The organism is Paraburkholderia sp. EG286B (genome assembly GCF_040965655.1).
Classification (GTDB): domain Bacteria; phylum Pseudomonadota; class Gammaproteobacteria; order Burkholderiales; family Burkholderiaceae; genus Paraburkholderia.
Genome location: NZ_JBFRCF010000001.1, coordinates 337,001 through 357,478 on the forward strand (window position 1 = coordinate 337,001; position 20,478 = coordinate 357,478).

Annotated in this window: 14 protein-coding genes; 10 read left to right on the forward strand and 4 right to left on the reverse strand. The window is 68.0% G+C overall.

Going from position 1 to position 20,478, the window contains the following annotated elements:
* Positions 1-18: 18 nt before the first annotated feature.
* From AB4Y42_RS01490 to AB4Y42_RS01500, 3 genes are all read left to right on the forward strand, one after another.
* Complete coding sequence (locus AB4Y42_RS01490) at positions 19-1,008, forward strand: ABC transporter substrate-binding protein (RefSeq protein WP_368693166.1); 990 nt, start codon at positions 19-21, stop codon at positions 1,006-1,008.
* A 149-nt stretch (positions 1,009-1,157) separates the two neighbouring features.
* The gene (locus AB4Y42_RS01495) at positions 1,158-2,054 is read left to right on the forward strand and encodes an ABC transporter permease (protein ID WP_342918692.1); all 897 of its coding nucleotides are present in this window, start codon (positions 1,158-1,160) and stop codon (positions 2,052-2,054) included.
* 1 nt (position 2,055) lies between these two features.
* Entirely contained in the window at positions 2,056-2,850 is a 795-nt protein-coding gene (locus AB4Y42_RS01500; protein ID WP_368688229.1) for an ABC transporter ATP-binding protein, read from the forward strand.
* Positions 2,851-2,956: 106 nt separating this feature from the next.
* Here the strand turns inward: AB4Y42_RS01500 and AB4Y42_RS01505 are convergent, their stop codons facing one another.
* A complete protein-coding gene (locus AB4Y42_RS01505; protein WP_342918690.1) occupies positions 2,957-3,358 on the reverse strand; it encodes a PaaI family thioesterase in 402 nt (133 codons plus the stop codon).
* 346 nt (positions 3,359-3,704) lie between these two features.
* On the opposite strand from AB4Y42_RS01505, the gene AB4Y42_RS01510 reads away from it, so the two are divergent.
* A complete protein-coding gene (locus AB4Y42_RS01510; protein ID WP_368688413.1) occupies positions 3,705-4,850 on the forward strand; it encodes an alanine--glyoxylate aminotransferase family protein in 1,146 nt (381 codons plus the stop codon).
* A gap of 32 nt (positions 4,851-4,882) precedes the next feature.
* Here the strand turns inward: AB4Y42_RS01510 and AB4Y42_RS01515 are convergent, their stop codons facing one another.
* Positions 4,883-5,629, reverse strand: coding sequence for a class I SAM-dependent methyltransferase (locus AB4Y42_RS01515; protein WP_368693167.1), 747 nt, complete (start codon positions 5,627-5,629; stop codon positions 4,883-4,885).
* A 223-nt stretch (positions 5,630-5,852) separates the two neighbouring features.
* Here AB4Y42_RS01515 and AB4Y42_RS01520 point away from each other — a divergent pair, with 223 nt between their 5' ends.
* From AB4Y42_RS01520 to AB4Y42_RS01545, 6 genes are all read left to right on the forward strand, one after another.
* The gene (locus AB4Y42_RS01520) at positions 5,853-6,539 is read left to right on the forward strand and encodes an HAD family hydrolase (protein WP_368693168.1); all 687 of its coding nucleotides are present in this window, start codon (positions 5,853-5,855) and stop codon (positions 6,537-6,539) included.
* 173 nt (positions 6,540-6,712) lie between these two features.
* Entirely contained in the window at positions 6,713-7,177 is a 465-nt protein-coding gene (locus AB4Y42_RS01525; protein ID WP_069266182.1) for a MarR family winged helix-turn-helix transcriptional regulator, read from the forward strand.
* A 17-nt stretch (positions 7,178-7,194) separates the two neighbouring features.
* The gene (locus AB4Y42_RS01530; RefSeq protein WP_368693169.1) at positions 7,195-9,333 is read left to right on the forward strand and encodes an FUSC family protein; all 2,139 of its coding nucleotides are present in this window, start codon (positions 7,195-7,197) and stop codon (positions 9,331-9,333) included.
* A gap of 37 nt (positions 9,334-9,370) precedes the next feature.
* Positions 9,371-9,580, forward strand: coding sequence for a DUF1656 domain-containing protein (locus tag AB4Y42_RS01535; protein ID WP_027818583.1), 210 nt, complete (start codon positions 9,371-9,373; stop codon positions 9,578-9,580).
* A 7-nt stretch (positions 9,581-9,587) separates the two neighbouring features.
* The gene (locus AB4Y42_RS01540; protein WP_368693399.1) at positions 9,588-10,568 is read left to right on the forward strand and encodes an efflux RND transporter periplasmic adaptor subunit; all 981 of its coding nucleotides are present in this window, start codon (positions 9,588-9,590) and stop codon (positions 10,566-10,568) included.
* Positions 10,565-12,094, forward strand: a complete 1,530-nt coding sequence (locus AB4Y42_RS01545; RefSeq protein ID WP_368693170.1) for an efflux transporter outer membrane subunit — start codon at positions 10,565-10,567, stop codon at positions 12,092-12,094. Before AB4Y42_RS01540 ends, AB4Y42_RS01545 begins: the two co-directional genes overlap by 4 nt.
* Positions 12,095-12,107: 13 nt before the next feature.
* Here the strand turns inward: AB4Y42_RS01545 and pbpC are convergent, their stop codons facing one another.
* Positions 12,108-14,384: a penicillin-binding protein 1C gene (gene pbpC / locus AB4Y42_RS01550; protein ID WP_368693171.1), complete on the reverse strand. Its 2,277-nt coding sequence runs from the start codon at positions 14,382-14,384 to the stop codon at positions 12,108-12,110.
* Entirely contained in the window at positions 14,381-20,419 is a 6,039-nt protein-coding gene (locus AB4Y42_RS01555; RefSeq protein ID WP_368693172.1) for an alpha-2-macroglobulin, read from the reverse strand. The genes pbpC and AB4Y42_RS01555 overlap by 4 nt, the downstream gene beginning before the upstream one ends.
* Positions 20,420-20,478 lie beyond the last annotated feature (59 nt).

The window sequence follows — 20,478 nt, forward strand, 5'->3', positions numbered from 1 at the left end:
CGGGGGAGATCAAACAGAATGAAGACCTTCAAGCAGGCAGCCGCTGCCGCCACCCTTTCCCTGATCGCCGGCGCCGCCGCACTCGCGCTGACTTCGGCCGCCGCACGCGCCGCCGAGACCGCGACTGTGGAAGTGGTGTCGATCGTCGAGCACCCCGCGCTCGACGCAATCCGCGACGGCGTGCGCGACGAACTGAAGGCCGCGGGCTACGACGCCGGCAAGAACCTCAAGTGGGAATACCAGAGCGCGCAGGGCAACACGGGCACCGCCGCGCAGATCGCCCGCAAGTTCGTGGGCGACAACCCGAGCGCGATCGTCGCCATCGCGACGCCTTCGGCACAAGCCGTTGTGGCCGCAACGAAGTCCGTGCCCGTGGTGTACTCGGGCGTGACCGATCCGGTGGCCGCGCAGCTCGTCAAGACGTGGACGCCTAGCGGCACCAACGTGACCGGCGTATCCGACAAGCTGCCGCTCGACAAGCAGGTCGCGCTCATCAAGCGCGTCGTGCCCAACGCAAAGACCGTCGGCATGGTCTATAACCCCGGCGAAGCGAATTCGGTCGTCGTCGTGAAGGCGCTCAAGGAACTGCTCGCACAACAGGGCATGACGCTCAAGGAAGCCGCCGCGCCGCGTACCGTGGACATCGGCCCCGCAGCGAAGAGCCTGATCGGCAAAGTCGACGTGATCTACACGAACACTGACAACAACGTCGTTTCGGCCTACGAAGCGCTCGTGAAGGTCGCCAACGACGCGAAGATCCCGCTCGTCGCCTCCGATACGGACAGCGTGAAGCGCGGCGCCATCGCGGCGCTCGGCATCGACTACAGCGACCTCGGCCACCAGACCGGCAAGGTCGTCGTGCGTATTCTCAAGGGCGAGAAGCCCGGCACGATCGCCTCGGAAACCAGCAGCCAGCTGCAACTGTTCGTGAACCCCGCCGCCGCGCAAAAGCAGGGCGTGACGCTCTCGGCCGATCTGCTCAAGGACGCGACCACGGTCGTGAAGTAAGGCGCAGGCATGGCGCATCACACGCAGCCGCACTGCCAGGCCCGATAACGGCCACTTACGTGCGCAACGGCACGCCGCCCCATCCGGGCGGTGCGCCGCGCGTCGACTCCGGCGCACCGCCGCCGCAGACTGCAACAGGATTCTTCCCCATGTCCCTCTACTCGCTTCTGGGCGCGCTCGAGATCGGCCTGATCTTCAGTCTCGTGGCCCTCGGGGTGCTGATCTCGTTTCGCATCCTCAACTTCCCCGACCTCACCGTCGACGGCAGCTTCCCGCTGGGCGGCGCCGTAGCCGCCACGCTGATCGCGGCCGGTCACGATCCGTTTCTCGCCACCGCCTGCGCGATCGTTGCGGGCGGTATCGCCGGCTTCATCACCGGCTGGCTCAACGTGCGCCTGAAGATCATGGATCTGCTCGCGAGCATCCTGATGATGATCGCGCTCTATTCGATCAACCTGCGCGTGATGGGCGCGCCGAACGTGCCGCTCATTTCCGAATCGACGGTATTCACGATCATCCAGCCCGCCTGGCTGCCCGACTACGTGCTGCGTCCGCTCGCGCTCCTCGTCGTCGTGCTGGCCGCGAAGTTCGGCGTGGACTGGTTCTTCTCGTCGCAATACGGCCTCGCGCTGCGCGCGACCGGCGCGAACCCGCGCATGGCGCGCGCACAGGGCATCGCCACGGGCCGCGCGACGCTCGCCGGCATGGCGCTCTCCAACGCGCTCGTCGCGTTGGCCGGCGCGCTCTTCGCGCAAACCCAGGGCGGCTCGGACATTTCGATGGGCATCGGCACCATCGTGATCGGGCTTGCGGCCGTGATCATCGGCGAGAGCATCCTGCCCGCGCGCCGGCTCATGCTGACCACGCTCGCCGCCGTGCTCGGCGCGATTCTCTATCGCTTCTTCATTGCGCTTGCGCTCAACAGCGACTTCATCGGCCTGAAGGCGCAGGACCTGAACCTCGTCACCGCCGTGCTCGTGACGATCGCGCTCGTGCTGCCCGCCACGCGCAAAAAGCTGTTTGGCCGCAAGAACGGGAGGGCATGAGATGCTCAGCGCCAAAGACCTCAAACTGACTTTCAACCCCGGCACGCCGATCGAAACACGCGCGCTGCGCGGCCTCACGCTCGAGATCCCGAGCGGCCAGTTCGTGGCCGTGATCGGTTCGAACGGCGCGGGCAAGTCCACCTTCCTCAACGCGATCAGCGGCGACCAGAGGGTGGATGACGGCACGATCACCATCGACAGCCAGGACGTCACGAAGAAGCAGGCATGGGACCGCGCGCATCTCGTGGCACGCGTGTTCCAGGACCCGATGGCCGGCACCTGCGAGGCGCTCACCATCGAAGAAAACATGGCGCTCGCGATGGCGCGCGGCAAGCGCCGCGGCTTCGGCCCCGCGCTCAAAAAGCAGGATCGCGAGCTGTTTCGCGCGAAGCTGCGTCTTTTGAATCTGGGCCTGGAAAACCGCCTGACCGATCGCATCGGCCTGCTTTCGGGCGGCCAGCGCCAGGCGGTGAGTCTGCTGATGGCGTCGCTGCAGCCTTCGCGCATCCTGCTGCTCGACGAGCATACGGCAGCGCTCGATCCGAAAACGGCCGCGTTCGTGCTGGAGCTGACCGCACGCATCGTGGAAGAGGCCAGGCTCACGACCATGATGGTCACGCATAGCATGCGCCAGGCGCTCGACTACGGCCAGCGCACGGTGATGCTGCACCAGGGGCAGGTGGTGCTCGACGTTTCGGGAGATGCGCGCCGCGGCCTCGACGTGCCGGATCTGCTGCGCATGTTCGAGCAGACCCGCCACGAGAAGCTCGACGACGACGCGCTGCTGCTGGGATAAGTGTCCGGGCGCAGCGTTAAAAAAGCCCGCCCTTCGGTCGAAGCGGCGGGCTTTGGCTTTTCAGCGAAATTACTTCGGATACCGATTCAACCGGAAGACGTTTCGCTCACGCCTGCTTAGGATACGAGTACTTGAACGTCCCCTGCGCGCTCGCGATCAGCAAACGATCGTCCACCCACGCCTCGGCGCGCGCAAAGAAGATCGAGCGGCCGCCGCGCTCCAGAAAGCCCTTCGCGCGCACGAACTGGCCAAGCCCCTTGTCGAGATAGTTGGTCGTGAGCGAGAGCGTGAAGCCATGACGCGGCGGGTCGCCAACCGGCGCGAAGAGCCCCGCGTAGCCCGCAGCGGCGTCGAGCAGCGTGGCAATCGCGCCGCCTTGCAGCACGCCCTGGCGATTGAGCTTCGAGGCGTCGATGGGCATCACGAGTTCCGCGTAGCCTTCGCGCCATTGCGCGACGCTCACGCCGAGCGTTTCGAGAAACGGATTGTCCACGGCGAATTGCGACATACGCTGTCTTCCTTGCATTATCGGGCGATGCGATTGATTATAGGGTGGCTGCCGCAACGCCGCAGCGGACCGCAGCGCCGCCCATCCGACTGTTCAGCGAAATTCCGCGCAACTGTACATGGCCAGCGCTGCCGCGCCGCACAACACTGCCTGATGGCGCGCCGATCGCGCGCGTCTCACGCAACCCCTTTCCAGGTCAAACCAGGTACTCAAGATGAACGACAACGCGCTCCACCCCGACCCGCTGGCCACTTCGCGCACAGCGGCGGCAGCGGCCGAGGCCGCGCCCGTGCCTTGCCCCAGCGTCGAAACGCTCGACCGCATCCTGCCCGAGGAACCGCTCCTCATGATGGGTGCGGGCCCCGTGCCGATTCCCGACGCCGTGGCCAAGGCCAACACCGTCGTCATCAATCACCTCGGCGACACCATGGCGCGCGTCATTCACCAGGTGAAGACGATGGCGCGCTATGTTTTCCAGACGCGTTCGAACTGGGTGCTCGGCGTGGCCGGCCCGGGCTCGGCGGCCATGGAAATGGCGATCTCGAACCTCGCGTGGCCGGGCACCCGCGTGCTCTCCATCGTCAACGGCTTCTTCAGCCAGCGCATGGCCGAAATGGCGGGCCGCGTGGGCGCCGAGGTCACGACGCTCGACGTGGCGAACCGCGAGATCGCCTCGCTCGAAGCCGTGGCGCAAGCCATCGAGCGCACGCGCCCGGCCGTCGTCACGATCGTGCACGGCGAAACCTCCAATACGGTATGGAACCGCGAGCTCAAGGAAATCGTGCCGCTCGCCAAGGCCGCCGGCGCGCTCGTGGTGGTGGACGCCGTCTGCACGCTGAGCACCATGCCGCTGGAAATGGACGCCTGGGGCATCGACGTCGTCATCACGGGCGGCCAAAAGGGCCTCTCCTCGATCCCTGGTGTGTCGCTCATCGCCTTCTCGGATGCCGCCTGGGAGCGCGTGCGCACGCGCACCGCGCCGAACACGCACTGGTGCCTCGACGCCATGCTCGCCGAAAACTTCTGGCACAACGCCGGCTATCACTACACCGCGCCCGTCTCGGGCGTGCTGGCGCTACACGAAGCGCTGCGCCTCGTGTGCACGGAAACGCTCGAAAAGCGTTTTGCGCGCCACCTGCGCTGCTCGCTCGCGCTGCAAAGCGGCGTGAGCGCGCTGGGCCTCGCGCTTTATACGCCGCAAACGTGCCGCCTGAATTCCGTGGTCGGCATCGAACTGCCCGAGGGCGCCACCGCGCGCGAGGTGTGCAATCACATCTCGCAACATTACCAGGTGGAGATCGCCGGATCGTTCGGTCTCCCGATCGTTCGTATCGGGCAGATGGGCGAGCAGTGCCGCGAGCACAACCTCTTTCGCACCGTGCACGCGCTTGGCCGCACGATGAGCGATCTCGGCGTGAAGGTCGATCTGCCCGCCGGAGTTGCCGCGCTCGAAGAGTCGCTTTCGGCCGGCTCGCGCGAAGCGCGGCGCTAAGCGCTTGCGGCGCCATGGCGCCGCTCGACCAGTCAAACGCGCCGTGCGCGCACGCAGATGAACGCCGGGGCCTGTGCCAGTTCCGCATGCAGCGCCGGCGACACCGCCTTCATTTCCGGTTGTGGCATGGGTTCGAGCACGCGGTCGATGGCCCAGCCCGCTTCCATGAGCGCGTTGAAGATATCGGCAAGCGGGCGCCTGAACGCTTCCACCCACGGCTTCGGCTCGCCGAAGCCGCCCCAATGCAGGCCGAACCGCGTCGTCTCGAAGTAGGTGCGCGAACCGCGCGTGCGCGTGTCGATCCAGTCGCGCATGGGATGGGACATCGAAAACACCAGCAGTGCGCCGGGGCGCGCCACGCGGTGAAACTCCTGAAATGTCGGCGCGAGGTGCTCGACGTAGTCGAGGGCCAGCGAGCACACGATGCGGTCGACCGAGGCGCTCGCGAGCCAGTCGAGCGGCCGGCCGAGGTCGCCCTGCGCGAAATCGACCGCGAGGCCTGCGCAACGCGCCTTCGCCAGTTCGACCATCGCGGGCGTGACGTCGAAGGCCTGCACGCGTGCGCCCTCGCCCGCCAGCTCCGCGCTCACGATGCCGGGCCCGCAGCCTGCGTCGAGCACGTCGAGCCCCGCCACCGCGCCTAGCAGCGAGCGTGTGGCGGGCCGCTCGTAGAGCGCGTTGTGCGGCTTGACGGGCGCCCGCTCCGCGTAACGGTCGGCGAATTGTGTGTAGTTGGCGCGGCCGGGGAGTTCGTTGGGGGTCTTTTCGTCGGTGGACATCAAAGCGGTCGGGTAGCGATTGGGTACGCTATTGTCCATCGTTTCGCACGGGCCGACCAACGCCGCGCCCTGCACGGCGGCCCGCCCCGGGCCGCCTTCGCGGCTTGCCCGCCAAAAGCCCACGCAAACGCGACCCCGGTTATCATCGCGCTCTTGCGTGCGCGATCCCGATGCGCGCCGCATGACGCAACCGCAGGCAACTGAAAGCAACCGCAGGCAAACGATGTCCCCCATCCCCTTCGACGCCATCCTCTTCGACTGCGACGGCGTGCTCGTCGACTCAGAGCGAATTACCCACGTGGTGCTCACGCAGATGCTGGGCGAACTCGGCTGGACGCTCACGGTAGACGAAGCCATGGGCATCTTCGTCGGTAAGGCCGTGAAAGACGAGGCCGCGCGCATCGAGGCGCATACGGGCTTCGCGATTACCGATGCCTGGCTCGAAGGCTTTCGCGCGCGCCGCAACGAAGCGCTGGAGCGCGATCTCGTCGAGATTCCGGGCGCGCCCGCGGCCGTGCGCGCGGTGTACGCGGCCATGAACGGGCGCATCGCCGTCGCCTCGGGTGCGGACCGGCGCAAGGTCGAGCTGCAACTGCGCAAGGCGAACCTGCTCGGCTGCTTCGCCGGCCACATCTACAGCGGCCACGAAACGCCGCGCAGCAAGCCGCATCCCGACGTCTACCTCGCGGCGGCGGCCGGCCTCGGCGTGGCGCCTGCCCGCTGCGCCGTGATCGAGGACACGGTCACGGGCGCGCGTGCGGGCCTCGCCGCGGGCGCCACCGTGTTCGGCTACAGCCCGCCCGAGCCCGGCCACAGCAGCGCGCACGCGCTGCTCGAGGCGGGCGTTGCGCACGTATTCACCGACATGGTGCAACTTCCCGCCCTGCTTTCCCGCTGGTCAAATAGTTAAGCGCGTATAAAACAACGCCAAAAAAGCCGCGCGCTTCGCGCACTGTTGGCCGTACGCATCACCCCGCACCAGATAGAAAGCAGGCCGCCGATGAGTCGCATACCATCCGATTCGTGGCGCTGCGAAAGAAAAAGATAGTTTGCTATCGAATCGCTTTGGGCTATGATCCGCCGATGTCGAATCTTCATACTTTACGCCTTGCGGTCAGCAGCACGCTCGTCGTGGCGGCACGCAAATGGCGGCGCACGACGCACGGCGCCCTCACCGCATACAACGTCTCCGAGGCATGCGCCGCGCCGCTGCTCACCGCCGGGCGCCTTGGCGAAGCCGTGCGCCAGGTGACGCTTGCGGAGCACGTGGGCATCGAAGGCCCTTCGCTCGTGCGCCTGCTCGACCAGCTCTGCGCCGCGGGCCTCGTGCGCCGCGACGAAGACCCCGACGACCGCCGCGCAAAAACGATCTCGCTCACGAGCGAAGGCCGCGCCGTGACCGAGCGCATGGAGGACGAGCTGCGCTCGCTGCGCGCCCGCGTGCTCAAAGGCGTGAGCCGCGCCGACCTCGAAGCGACGCTGCGCGTGCTCAACGCGTTCAACGCAGTTCCCCCCGCAGACCAGGCTGACCGCCCCTTACACGACTGAAAGCAGACAGCGGACTCATGACCTACCCCTCCATCCGCGACTGGCTCTTTTCGGTCAAGACCTTCGCCGCGTCGATGCTGGCGCTCTATATCGCGCTCAAATTCCAGCTGCCGCGCCCCTATTGGGCGATGGCCAGCGTGTACATCGTCTCGAACCCGTTCGTGGGCGCCACGCGCTCGAAGGCCCTGTACCGCGCGCTCGGCACCGCGCTCGGCGCGGCCGCCGCCATCGCGCTCGTGCCGCCCTTCGTCGAAACGCCGCTGCTCTTCAGCGCGATCATCGCGACCTGGACCGGCACGCTGCTCTATCTGGCGATTTCCGACCGCACCGCGCGCAGTTACGTGTTCATGCTCGCGGGCTATACGATGCCGCTCATCGCGCTGCCCACCGTAACCGATCCCACCACCGTGTTCGACGTGGCGATCGCGCGCACGCAGGAAATCACGGTCGGCATCATTTGCGCGAGCGTGGTGGGCAGCAACATCCTGCCTAGCCGCCTCGCGCCCACGCTCATCGAGCGCGCCGACGCATGGTTCCGCGACGCCGCCTGGTACGGCAGCGAAACGCTCTCGGGCCATATTGCGGGCAAGGCGCTTTCGGCGTGCCGTCAACGTCTCGCCGCCACGGTCAACCAGCTCGAATTCCTGCTGAGCCAGTTGAGCTACGACCACACGCACCCCGAGATCCTCGAGCGCGCCGAGTCGCTGCGCGGGCGCATGCAGCTCTTTCTGCCGATGATCTCCGCGCTCGCCGACCCGCTCGTCGCGCTGCGCCGCGATCTGCAAGTGTGGCCGGAGGGCCTCGACAGCCTGCTCGCCGACGCGGCGCGCTGGTTCGACGAGCCGCTGCCCACACGCGCCGCCGAGATGCACGACGACGCGGGCGACCCGACCGCGGAGAATCTGCGCAAGCGCATCGCGACGCTGCAGCCCGCGCGCGACGCGCTTTCGAGCTGGGAGGGCGCGCTGCTCTCGAACGCGCTCTGGCGGCTTGGTCAGGTGATCGACGTGTGGCAGGACTGCCGCGCGCTACGCGCGCTTATCGCGCACGAAGCCAGGATCGGCACGTGGCGGCCGCGCTATCGCCACTGGCGCCTTGGCGGCACCGAACGCTTCTACGATCGCGGCCTCATGGTGTTCTCGTGCCTCGTGCCGGTGAGCGCGATTCTCGTGGCCTGCTGGCTATGGGTCAGCTCGGGCTGGCACGACGGCGCCGGCGCGGTGACGCTCGCGGCCGTGGCCTGCTGCTTCTTTGCGGCATCCGACGAGCCCGCGCCGCTGGTGTTCCGCTTCTTCCTCGCCACCGCGGCGAGCGTGGTATTCGCGGGGCTCTATCTCTTCGTCGCGCTGCCCAAGGTGCACGACTTCGCGATGCTCGTGCTGCTGTTCGCGGGCCCGTTCATCCTGATCGGCACGCTCATTCCGCGTCCGGCCTTCAATATGGTGACGATGCTCGTGGCCGTGAACACGGCCACCTTCATCAGCGTGCAGAGTGCTTACGAGTCGGACTTCTTTGTCTTCCTGAACAGCAATATTGCCGGCGTGGCGGGCCTCCTGTTCGCCTACCTGTGGACGCGCGTCACGCGCCCGTTCGGCGCCGAACTCGCGGCGCGGCGCCTCCTGCGCTCGAGCTGGAGCGATGTCGCGCTGTCGGCATCGCCCACGCCGATCGCAGACCAGCGCAATCTCACCTCGCGCATGGTCGATCGCCTCATGCAGCTCATTCCGCGTCTCGCGGCTTCCGACGAGCACCGCCATCCGTCGATCGAGAGTTTCCGCGACCTGCGTATCGCGCTCAATTCGCTCGATTTGCGCCGTTCGCGCCACAAGCTCGACGGCGACGTGCCCGACGCGATCGACCGCGTGCTCGCGGGCGTCAGCGACCACTATGCGCGCTGTGCGCGTGCGAGCGAGCGCCAGGACGCCCCGTCCGCGCTGCTCTCCAGCATCGACGACGCCATGCGACGCGTCGCGGCTCGCGCGCGCGCGCAACTGCCGCCCGCCACGCTTGCCGACGCCGATGCCCAGCCCGCGCCGCGCGCGCTCGTCTCGCAGCGCTGGCTGCGCGACACGCTGCACGCGCTCGTAGGCCTGCGCATCGCGCTCTATCCGGCCCTTGCGGCGCAGTCGCCATCCGATCCGGAGGCCGCGGTATGAGCGTGCGTCCCTCTTATCCTTTTTCGAAACCCGCATCATGATCGGCGAAATCGATATCTTTGGCGTGTTCGTGCCCGCCGTGCTCGTGCTGATGCTGATCGCGTACCTCATCAATGTCGTGATCGGCAAGGTGCTCACGCGTGTCGGCTTCTATCGGCTCGTGTGGCATCGTTCCATTTTCGATCTCGGTATCTATGTCTTCGTGCTGGCTGCCGTCATCATCGTGTCGCATCGCTTCGTGAATTAACGTGAACGTGAAAAAAACCTGGTTCTCCGCAGGACAGATCCTGCTGACGCTCATCGTCGTCGTGGTCGCCGCCCTCGTGCTGTGGCGCATCGTCAACTACTACATGTTCTCGCCGTGGACGCGTGACGGCCGCGTGCGCGCCGACGTGATTCAGGTCGCGCCCGACGTGGGCGGACTCATCACCCGCGTCGACGTTGCCGACAACCAGCAGGTCAAGCAAGGCCAGGTGCTGTTCGTGATCGACCAGGCGCGCTACTCGCTCGCGCTGCGCCTCGCCGAGGCCACGCTCGAGCAGCGCAAGGCCACGCTCGCGCAGGCCAAGCGCGAATACGCGCGCAATATCGCGCTCGGCAATCTCGTGGCGGCGGAAACGCTCGAGGAAAGCCGCACGCGCGTCGATCAGGGCGAAGCCGCAGCGGCCGACGCCCAGGTCCAGGTCGACACCGCCAGGCTCAATCTTCAGCGCACGACGATCGTGAGCCCCGTGGACGGCTATCTGAACGACCGCGCGCCGCGTGCTGGCGAGTACGTCACGGCGGGCCGCGCAGTGGTCGCCGTCGTGGACATGCATTCGTTCCGCGTCGATGGCTACTTCGAGGAAACGCGCCTGCACGGCATTCAGATCGGCCAACCCGTGGAGATCACGGTGATGGGCGAGACGCGCCCGCTGCGTGGTCATGTGCAGAGCATCGTCGCAGCGATCGAGGACCGCGACCGCCAGGCGGCGCCGAACCTGCTGCCCAACGTGAATCCGGCGTTCAGCTGGGTGCGTCTCGCGCAGCGTATTCCGGTGCGCGTGGCGCTCGACGAAGTGCCCGCCGATTTCCGCATGATCGCGGGCCGAACGGCAACCGTGGCCGTGCGCACCGAAGCGAACAACGACCGCCAGGCCGCCCACGCGAACAACGCCAGCGGCGCCGTCGCTTCGCAGCCCGCCACGGGCGCGAGCGCCCCCGCCGCTTCCCAGGCTGCCGGAGCTTCGCAATGACACGCCGTAGTTTCTGGCGCCGCCCCTGGCCCAACCTCGCGCTCGCGCCGCTCACGCTCGCGCTGGGCGCGTGCATCATGCTCGGCCCCAACTACCACGTGCCGCAGGAAGCCGTGGTCAATGCGCCGCTCGCGCAGGGCCCGATCGACGGCGCGGACCATGCGCCCGTCTCGCAACTGGGCGTGCCCGCCAACTGGTGGCAGCTCTACGACGACCCCACGCTCAACGAACTCGTGCAGGAAGCGCTGAAGTCGAACACGGACCTGCGCGTGGCGGCGGCGAACCTCGCGCGCTCGCGTGCGGCGGTCGACATCGCCAACGCGCAGGGCGGCTTCTCGGGCAGTGCACATGCCACCGCCGAGCGCGCGCAAGTGTCGGGCGAGCAGTACCTCCTGTTCGAAAAGGTGCCTGTCGCAACGCTGGGCGACCTCGGCGTCAACATCTCGTATGAATTCGACCTGTTCGGCAAGCTTAGGCGCGGCGTGGAAGCCGCGCGCGCCGACGACGCGGCCGTGGAAGCCGCGGCCGACCTCGCGCGCATCACCGTGGTCGCCAACGTGGCGCAGGCTTACGTGGAATCGTGCTCGGCCGCCGAGGAACTGGAGATCGCGCAGGAATCGCTCAAGCTGCAGAACGAGCGCGTGGCGCTCACGAAGCGCCTGCGCGACGCGGGCCGCGGCAACCAGCCCGACGTGACGCGGGGGCAGACCCAGGCCAACACGATCGCCGCCGATATCCCGCGCTTCGAGGGACGCCGGCGCGTGGCCCAGTATCAGCTCGCCATGCTGCTCGCACGCGCGCCCAGGGACCTGCCGCCAGCCGCGCTCGCGTGCAAACGCCTGCCCAGGCTCAAGCAGCCGATTCCCGTCGGCGACGGCGCCGCGCTCCTCAAGCGCCGCCCCGACGTGCGCGAGGCCGAACGCCAGCTCGCGGCATCGACGGCGCGCATTGGCGTGGCGATCGCGCAGATGTACCCCGACGTCACGTTCGGCGCGGGCGTAGGCACGGTCGGCCTGACGAGCGACCTGTTCACCCCCGCGACCAATGCGTGGTCGTTCGGACCCCTGATCAGCTGGACCTTCCCGGTCAACGGCCAGCGCGAACGAGTGCGTGAAGCAGAAGCGGCATCGGGCGGCGCGCTCGCGCACTTTGACGGTGTGGTGCTCAATGCGCTGCGCGAAACGCAGTCGAGCCTCGCGACCTATGCCGCCGACGACCAGCGCGCCGATGCGCTGCGCACGGCCTACACGTCCGCGCAGCAGTCGGCGGACGAAACGCATCGTCTCTATGCCGCGGGCCGCGAACCGTTCCTCTCCGACCTCGACGCCACGCGCACGCTCACCACTGTGCACGCGCAGGTCGCCGCGGCCGAAGGTCAGGTCGCGCTCGACCAGGTGCGCTTGTTCCTCGCGCTCGGCGGCGGCTGGGAAGGCAATCAGCAAACGCTGCAGCAGCAAGGGGCGCAAGGCAGCCAACCGGCATCAGCGGCACCGGCGGCCACCGCCGCGACTGCACCCGCGAATTAAGCTGGCCTCTCCTTCAGCGCGCCACGCCGCCTTGCGCGGCGTCGGCGCCCATCGACTTCTGTGGCTTCGCAAGCGCGCCGCGTACCTCGAAGCGCACGGTATCGGTCACCTGCCCGCTCGCATCGACGAGTTCGAGCGTGTGCTTGCCCGGCCAGGGCAGCCACGCGACGCGCGCGGCGCCGCCAAAAGTTTTCCCGTCTAACCGCCAGTTCACGCGCGCAGTCGACCCCGTGGCACGCTCGAACCAGACGCGCTGACGCTGCGCGGGAATGTCGGGATCGAGCGCGAAAATGGTGCCGTCCACGGGGCTGCCGATTTGCGCGGGGCCACGTGCGAGATCGGCGGCATTCGATGCCAGGCCCACTAGGGGCGTGGACGTGCCCGCGATGAACCACTCGTTGCGAGACGGCTCCACGGCATTGGCGAACTGCACGCGCACGCGCTCGACGCCCGGCGGCGCGGCCGGCGCGACACTCGGCACGCGCCGATGCAGATAGCCGACGATGGCGGCCCACACCGGCGCCGCACCGGTCACGCCCGAGACGTCCCACATGGGCGAGCCATCGGCGTTGCCGACCCACACGCCCACCGTATAGCGCGACGTGAAGCCCACGGTCCAGTTGTCGCGCATGTCCTTGCTCGTGCCCGTCTTGACCGCGGAAAACATGCGCGTATCCAGCGGACTGTCGAAATCGAAAGTGCGCGTGCGCGCATTGTTGTCGGCGAGGACGTCGGTGACGATGAACGCGGACTCGCGGCTGAAAACCCGCTTTGACACGCTATTCGATGCGGCCTGCGCAGGCGCAGGCAATTCGGCGATCGGACTCGCGACGCCGCCATTGGCCAGTGCGCGATACGCGTTCGTGAGCGTGACGAGGCTCACATCCGCGCTGCCCAGCGCGAGGCTGAAGCCGTAGTAGTCGCCCGCCTGCGTGAGCGGCAGGCCGAGCGCCGTGAGCGTCTTCGCGAATCGATGCGGCGTCACCATCACGAGCGTGCGCACGGCAGGCACGTTCAGCGACGAGCCGAGCGCAGTGCGCACGCTCACCCAGCCCTTGAAGCCCTTGTCGTAGTTCTGCGGCATGTAGAGGCCGCCGCCCGCCGCGAGATCGAGCGGGGCGTCGTCGAGCAGCGAAGCGGTCGTCACGCGGCGCTCGTCGATGGCCTCGGCGTAGAGAAAAGGCTTGAGCGTCGAACCCGCCTGGCGCAGCGCGAGCGCCGCATCGACTTCGCGCGCCTTCGACAGGCCGCCAGACGACCCGACCCACGCGAGCACTTCGCCGGTTGCGTTATCGAGCACGACGACCGCGCCGTCCTGCACGTTGCGCGGATGCGCGCGCGCATTGAGTTCGATGAGCGTGCGCGTGAGCGTGTCGCGCGCGTAGCGTTGCAGGTTCGCGTCGAGCGTCGAGCGCACGCGCATGCCGGGCGCGGGATGCACGGCGTTCGCGATCTGGCGCGCGAAGTGGGGTGCCAGCTGCGGCGAGTTTTCGCTGCGCCCGTCGAACGAGGGATCGTCGGCGGCGATGGCCGGGCGCGCGAACGCCATCTGCACGAAGGCATCGAGATTCGGGCAGCCGTTATCGACGTTCACCGCCTGCATATCGCGCAGGATGCGGCACGCGCGCGTGGCGACCTTCGTATAAGGCGCATTGGGCGCGCGGATCAGCGCGGCGGCGACCGCCGATTCGCGTTCGTCGAGCCCCGACGGCGCCTTGCCGAACAGCGTTTGCGAAAGCGCGGCAAGACCCACGGTCTCGCCGCGGAACGGCACGAGGTTCAGATACGCCTCGAGAATCTGGTCCTTGCGCCAGGTGCGTTCGAGCCGCAGCGCGTCCACGGCTTGCACGGCCTTTTGCGCGAGCGAGCGCTGGCCCGAGTGCTGCGGGTCGTCGTCGAGCAGGCCCGTGAGCTGCATCGTGACCGTGGATGCCCCGCGCGTGCGTGTACTCCAGAGGTTCGCCCACGCGGCGGCAGTCGCGCCGCGCCAGTCCACGCCGCTGTGCTCGTAGAATCGTTTGTCCTCCGAAACGACGATCGCCTCGCGCAGCGCCGGCGACACGTCGGCGAGCGCGACCCAGTCGCCGCGCCTCGCGGTATGCTCCACCCGCGTGCGCTGCAACGGCGTGCCGTCGCGCGCCAGCAGCACCCAGTCGGAGCTTTGCCACTGGCCGCGCACATCATCGAAAGTCGGCAGGGCGAACGCGGGCAGCGGCAGCAGCACGAGGCACAGCGCGGCAACGCCGAGTGCCCCCGCCGCGCGATGCCGGAGCGCGTAGGGACCGCTCATGGCGCCGCCTTCACGACCACCGGCGCATTCGGCGCGACGCCGAACGTGGCCGGCGCGTAGAGCGCCTCCACGCGCGTGGGCGGCAACCCGAAGGTGCCGACGTTGTTGAGCCGCACCGTGTACTCCACCGTGACCTTGCCCTTCGGCAGAAACTCGTAATACGCACGATAACCGTCGAAGCCGCGCTCGATGAACGCGGGCCACGGACCGTTCTCGTCCTGCTTCTCGCCCTGTGTGGCCACGGCCGAATCGCGCCCGAGCCCGGAGCCGAGGATCGTCGTGCCCGTGGGGATCGGGTCGTTCACGACGACCCACGTCATGTCGGTCTGCGCGTCGATGTCGAGGCGCACGCGTACGACGTCGCCGCGCGTGTACACGCCCTTCACGGCGGCGCTCACCGGCGTGATGGTCTTCGTGATGCGATAGCCCGCCGCGAACGGCGCACGCAAGGCGACCGCCGCGAGGCTTTCCACCGTGGCCCACGGTTTGCCGCTCCCTTCCTGTGTCAACGTGAGGGGCACGGCCGCGTTCTGCTTTGGCCATGCGAGCAGCGTGCTGCGCGCGGGCGAATTGCGCGTCGCCGCCGTGGCCCCGCTGGCGCCCGACGCCGCTTGAGCCGACGCTTGCGCCGCCGCGTTCCAGCCGATGATGCGCGACGTATCGCCGAGCTGGATCTTCGTCGCGCCCGTCACCGGATCGTGCTCGAACACGCGCGAGAAGCGCTCGACCGCGAGCGAGCCATAGGCGTTCGCCGTCGTCGTGCTCCATGCGCCGTTGCGTTGCAGCGCGAGCAGGCCCGCCACGAGCCGCGGCATTTCCTCCTTCCACGCGGGGTTGTCGACAAAGGCCAGCGCGAGGCGCGCCGCGTTGACCTCCGTGCCCGTCATGAGCCACCACAAGTCGTCTTCGGCGGCCGTCGAGAAGGTCAGCTGCGTGCCCTGCCACGTGAGCCGCGCGCGCAGGATCTGCTCGAGCTGCGCCAGTTTCTCCGCGCGATCCGGCACGTCGCGCATGCGCGCGAGACTTTCCGCATAGTCGATCACCGCCGACGTGGGCCACTGGTTCGGCGCGATCTCGATCGAGCCGAACTGGCGCGCGTTCGCCGCACCGTAGCGCGACAGCGCATCGATAGCGGCCAGCTTGCGCAGATCGAGGTCGCGGCGCGGCGCCCACGCATTGCGCTCGATGCGGCCTTCCACGAAGCGCGTGAGGCCCTCCACCATCTTGCTGCGCAAGGCGTCGGGAAGCGCGAAGCGCGGGTCGAGCTTCGACGCCTCGTCGCTCACCGTGAGCAGATACGCGGTGAGCGCGGTGCTGCCACGGCTCGCGCTGTCGTCGGCGGGCGGGAAGTAGTTCGCGAGGCCGTCGCGGTCCAGATACACCGGCAGGCGCGCAAGCTCCGCCTGCCAGCGCGCGGGGTCGCGCAAGCCGATCGCGATCGACGTCTGCTGCTCGAGGCAGGAATACGGATAGCGCGTGAACCAGCGGCGCACGCCGGGCAGGCCGTCCGCGAGCTTCGGCTGCAGCGACACTGCAATGCCACCGCGCACCACGCCTGCATGCGTCACGCTCGCGTTGGCCGGCGGCGCAACGGGAATCGAAAGCGTGCCGTCCACTTGGGCGAGCGTGGCCTGCTGTACCGTCACGGGTATCGCCGCGCTCACCTGCTGCGCGAGCTTCACCGCATCAGCCGCATGCGCGCCGCCCTGCTCCGTTGCGCTCACGTTCCACGCGAGCGCGGGCCGTTCCGCTTCGGCGAGATCGTCGGGAACCGCGACGGTCCACGCAATCTCACGCGAGGAATTGGGTGCGAGGTCCACGCTCTGCGCGGCAAGCGCGAGCGGCGGCACGTTCGGCGTGACCAGCACTTTCATCGCGCGCGGGGTCGTATTGCGCAGCGTGAACTGCGCGCGGAACGTGTCGCCCTCGCGCACCTGCGGCGGCAGGCCCGAGATCAGCTGCAGGTCCTGCGTGCTCTCGATGGTCGCGCTGCCCGTGCCGAAGCGCGCCACCCCGCTCGCCGCAATCGCGACGATGCGAAAACGCGTGATCGAGTCGTTCAGCGGCACGCTCACTTGTGCCTCGCCCCTCGCATCGAGCGTGACGCGCGGGTTCCAGTAGAGCAGCGTGTCGAAGAGTTCGCGCGTCGCGCCATGCCCGCCGCCGCCGCCCGCCGGCACCGCCTTGCGCCCGAAGTGCCGCCGCCCCACGATCTCCATTTGCGCCGTCGCCGTCTCCACGCCGTAGGCGCGTTGCTGCAGCATGGCGTCGAGCAGATCCCAGCTGCGGTTGGGCATCAGTTCGAGCAGTGCTTCATCCACGGCCGCCACGGCGATCTGCGTACCCGCCGGCACCGGCTGACCGCCCGGAAGCTGCACGCGCAACTGCACATGCGACGTCGCACGTACCGCGTAGCGTTTCGCGTCGGGCGTCACGCTCACCGCGAGGCGGTGCGCCGCGTCGCCCACACGGATTTGCGCGAGGCCGTAACGGAAAGCCGGCTTCGAAAGATCGACGAGCGGCGTGGGCGCCTCGTACTGGCGGCCCTCGTACCAGAACGCACGCGCCCATTCGAGCGGCGCTTTCCATCCCCAGGTGAAGAACGAATACCACGGCACTTCGTGAATGCGCCCCCGCAGCGCGAGCACCGAGACGTAGACGTTGGGCCCCCACGCGTCGCTCACCTTCAACTCGACGGTCGGGTCGCGCCCGTCGAGCTGCACCACGTGCGTTTCGATGATGCCCTCGCGCTCCACGGCGACGAGCGCCGTCGCAAAGCGGAACGGCATGCGCACCTGGAAGCGCGCGGTCTCGCCGGGTTCATAGCTCGTCTTTTCGGGCAGCACGTCGATGCGGTCCGTGTTCTCGCTGCCGAACCAGAGTTCGTCCTCGCGCGTGACCCATACCGAGGTCGTTGCCGTGGAGGCATGGCCGTCACCGTCGCGCGCCGTAGCCACGAGCTGGATGTTGCCCGCCTCCTTGAGCTTCGCGTCGCAGGTGAGCAAGCCGTGATCGTCGCTCGTGCCGCTGCACAGCGTGCCGAGATCGCGCGTTTCCGTGTGGTTGTCGTAGGCGTAGAAACCGCCCACCATGCGCTTGCGCGAAGTCGTCGTGATCTTCGCCACGCCGCGCACTTCGAGCTTCACGCCCGCGTGCGGCTTGCCCTGCAGATCGAGCGCGAGCGCGGTGACCGGCACGGTATTGCCCACGGAGACCCAATGCCCCGACTTGATGCCCGCCACCACGGCAGCGGGCCAGAGTGTGGCCGCGCCGCTGACGGTCTGCACCTCGCCGTTCGGGTCCGCGAAAGTCGCTTCGAGCGCGAGGCGCTTCGGCGCGTCCACGGCCGGCAGGTTCTTCAGCACGAGCGTGCCTGCGCCGTTGCGGTCGAGCGTGAGCGGCTCCTTGTCGGCCACGAGCTTCGCGACCTCGTTGTCCTCCCGTGGGCCGCTGTCCTCGTCCCCGGACGTGTTGTCGGCCTGGTTCGCGCTCACATACGGCGCGAAACTGAAATCGCTGTACGTGCCGGCGAACGACGGCGTCGTGTCCTTCACGAGCGCCGAAACCTGCACCGGCAGATTCGAAGCCGCGCCGCCCGACACATAATCGATCTGCACCGCCACGCTCGCCTGGGTAGCGGCGACGAGCGGCGACGTCTTCTCGTTCTGCACCGCGATCGTGCCCTTGAGCACCGGCAAGCGGAAGGCTTCCACGCGGAAGCTGCCGCTGTCGTAGCTCATATGAATGGCGTCCGCGCTGTTGTCCGCTTCGTCGTTGCCGTCGCTGGCCGTGCTCGCGTTCGCGTCGCCGTCGTCGAGCGAGACGTCGTATTCGCCGAGCTTCGCTTCGGGTGGCAACACGAAGGTCGAGTCCGCCGTATGGTCGGCGGCCCACTTGAGCGGCAGATGCCAGGTCTGCCCGCTGCCGGTATGGCGTATCGTCACGCGCGTGGGGTACTGCTGCGGGAGCGCGAAACCACGCATCGTCTGGGCGCGGATGAAGTGTTTCATCGACACCGTCTCGCCCGCGCGCAGCAGCGTGCGGTCGAACACGGTATGCGCGCGCACCGTGGGCTGCAGGCTCGTGTCGGTCGGCACATTGAAGCGCCACGACTCGATGCCGCGATTCCAGTCCGATTGCACGAAGGCCATGTCGGGGCCCGTTTTCGGGTCGTCGATGCGCGCCGAAACGAACAGCCCGCTAAAGCTGTTTTCGCCGCAGTCGCGACGATTCGACAGCGGCCCGTCTATCGTCAGGAGTCCATGGGAATCCGTCTTTCCCGTGGCGATCGTCTCGCCATTGCAATCCGATACGTGCACGTCGGCGCCTGCGACCGGCTCGCCCTTGTCGAGCGAGGTGACCCACACCACGCTGTTCTCGCGACCCTGCTTGAGGTGCACGCCCAGATTGGTGACGAGCACGGCCGTGCGCACGTACATTTGTGCCGTCTTGCCGAGCAGCGACGCTCCCAGCGCAGGCGAAGCGAGTTCGATCACGTAGAAGCCCGGCTTCGGCACGGGTATGCCCACCACTTCGAACGGCCGCAACACCTTCGGGTCGGCCTTGGGCAGCGTGAGGGTCTGCACGCCGGGCTGGCCGTCGAGCAGCGAGAGCGAGCGCACGTCGATGATGCGCGCCTTCGCGTCGTCGTTCCCCTCGCCCGTCGTGCGCGGAATCACCACGGGCGACTTCGCGCGCGCGAGCAGCCCCGGCATCAGCTTGTCGATCGACGTTTCGCTCATGCCGAAATTGTCGAACTGGTCGACGAGGCGCATCCAGCGGCGCATGTCGGTATCGGACTGCACCGCGAGCCTGGCGAACTTCGCCTCGCCCGCGTTGAGCCCCTGCACGTGCAGGTCGGCTTCGACGTTGCGCAGCGTGACCGGCACGAGCGGCGGCGTGCCCGGCTCCGCATAGCGCTCGATGATGCCGAAGGTCGAGGACGGGAATTTCGCGAGCGGCGGCATCGGCGCGGTCGCCGTATGCAGCGGGAAAAGATCGGCGTTCGCGAGCGCACGGCCGCTGACGTCCTCGAGGCCGGCGGGCGCCGTGATCGTGAGCGTCGCGCGCTCGGGCAAGGGCGCGGAGAACGAGATCGAGCTGACCTCGTTGTTCCTGTCGTCGGGGCGGAAAGTCGGCGCGACTTCCCCCTTCGGCCCTTGCAGACGGAACTTCTGCGCGTCGGCGCGCGCAATCGGCGCGCTCAGGTCGATGCGCAGGGGCCGCAGCGGCGTACATGGCGCCTTCGCATTCTCGCGCTCGCAACTCATGCTCGCGGTGAACGGCTCGCGCACGGTGAAATCGAAGCGGCGCTCCACGTCGTTGGGCGTGCCGTTCGGTCCGAGCACGCCCTTGCCGTACACGAGTTGCATCTTCGCGCTGGAAGGCAGCGTTTGCTGGCAGGTGAGCGTGAGCACGCTCGCGCTGGCCTTTTCGAGCCGGAAGTGTTTGAGCAGCACCGCGCGCGTGGACGCATCGACGGGCTGCACCGGAATGCGGTTGCCAAGTCCACCCGACTCGCACCACACGTGCTCGCGCACGGAAGCCGGCGTGGCGGGGCCATTGAGCTTCAGCACGAATGCCTGGTTTTCCTCTATTTCGCCACCGTAGGGACGTACGCTCAGCGGGAACGGGCCGCCCGTGGAGAACGTGAAACGGCGCACGCCCGTCACTGCGTTGCCCGCCTGCGATTTGAGCGCGTCGACGAGCGTGACGCTGCATTGCACGTCGGGCGGCAGATCGGCGGCGAAATCGTACGCCCACGTTTTCCCGTCGATCCAGCGACCCTGGCCCGCGCTGGCCGCCGCGTTGCTGCATTGCAGGCGCGCGGGGTCCTTCGCATCGGGCGCCCCGAACGCCACCATGGCCTCGTCGAACTTCACCACCACCTGGCGCACCTGCGCCACGGTGCCCTGCGGCGACACGCTCACCGCGCGCGCGGCATAGGCGCGCCACGCCCAAGCCATGCTCAAGCCCAGCACCAGGGCAAGCGCCAACGTCCACCACCCGCGAGTTGTTCGTGTTATTCGTTGCATCGACCGGTCCTCGTTTGCGCGCGCGCCGCGTGGCCATTGCCGGGCGGCGTGCGGTGAAT

What these genes read in the sequence shown, in the direction of transcription:
- AB4Y42_RS01490 (WP_368693166.1), top strand. Translation starts at nt 19, where the DNA reads ATGAAGACCTTCAAGCAGGCAGCCGCTGCCGCCACCCTTTCCCTGATC.
- AB4Y42_RS01495 (WP_342918692.1), top strand. Translation starts at nt 1,158, where the DNA reads ATGTCCCTCTACTCGCTTCTGGGCGCGCTCGAGATCGGCCTGATCTTC.
- AB4Y42_RS01500 (WP_368688229.1), top strand. Translation starts at nt 2,056, where the DNA reads ATGCTCAGCGCCAAAGACCTCAAACTGACTTTCAACCCCGGCACGCCG.
- AB4Y42_RS01505 (WP_342918690.1), bottom strand. Translation starts at nt 3,358, where the DNA reads ATGTCGCAATTCGCCGTGGACAATCCGTTTCTCGAAACGCTCGGCGTG.
- AB4Y42_RS01510 (WP_368688413.1), top strand. Translation starts at nt 3,705, where the DNA reads ATGATGGGTGCGGGCCCCGTGCCGATTCCCGACGCCGTGGCCAAGGCC.
- AB4Y42_RS01515 (WP_368693167.1), bottom strand. Translation starts at nt 5,629, where the DNA reads ATGTCCACCGACGAAAAGACCCCCAACGAACTCCCCGGCCGCGCCAAC.
- AB4Y42_RS01520 (WP_368693168.1), top strand. Translation starts at nt 5,853, where the DNA reads ATGTCCCCCATCCCCTTCGACGCCATCCTCTTCGACTGCGACGGCGTG.
- AB4Y42_RS01525 (WP_069266182.1), top strand. Translation starts at nt 6,713, where the DNA reads ATGTCGAATCTTCATACTTTACGCCTTGCGGTCAGCAGCACGCTCGTC.
- AB4Y42_RS01530 (WP_368693169.1), top strand. Translation starts at nt 7,195, where the DNA reads ATGACCTACCCCTCCATCCGCGACTGGCTCTTTTCGGTCAAGACCTTC.
- AB4Y42_RS01535 (WP_027818583.1), top strand. Translation starts at nt 9,371, where the DNA reads ATGATCGGCGAAATCGATATCTTTGGCGTGTTCGTGCCCGCCGTGCTC.
- AB4Y42_RS01545 (WP_368693170.1), top strand. Translation starts at nt 10,565, where the DNA reads ATGACACGCCGTAGTTTCTGGCGCCGCCCCTGGCCCAACCTCGCGCTC.
- pbpC (WP_368693171.1), bottom strand. Translation starts at nt 14,384, where the DNA reads ATGAGCGGTCCCTACGCGCTCCGGCATCGCGCGGCGGGGGCACTCGGC.
- AB4Y42_RS01555 (WP_368693172.1), bottom strand. Translation starts at nt 20,419, where the DNA reads ATGCAACGAATAACACGAACAACTCGCGGGTGGTGGACGTTGGCGCTT.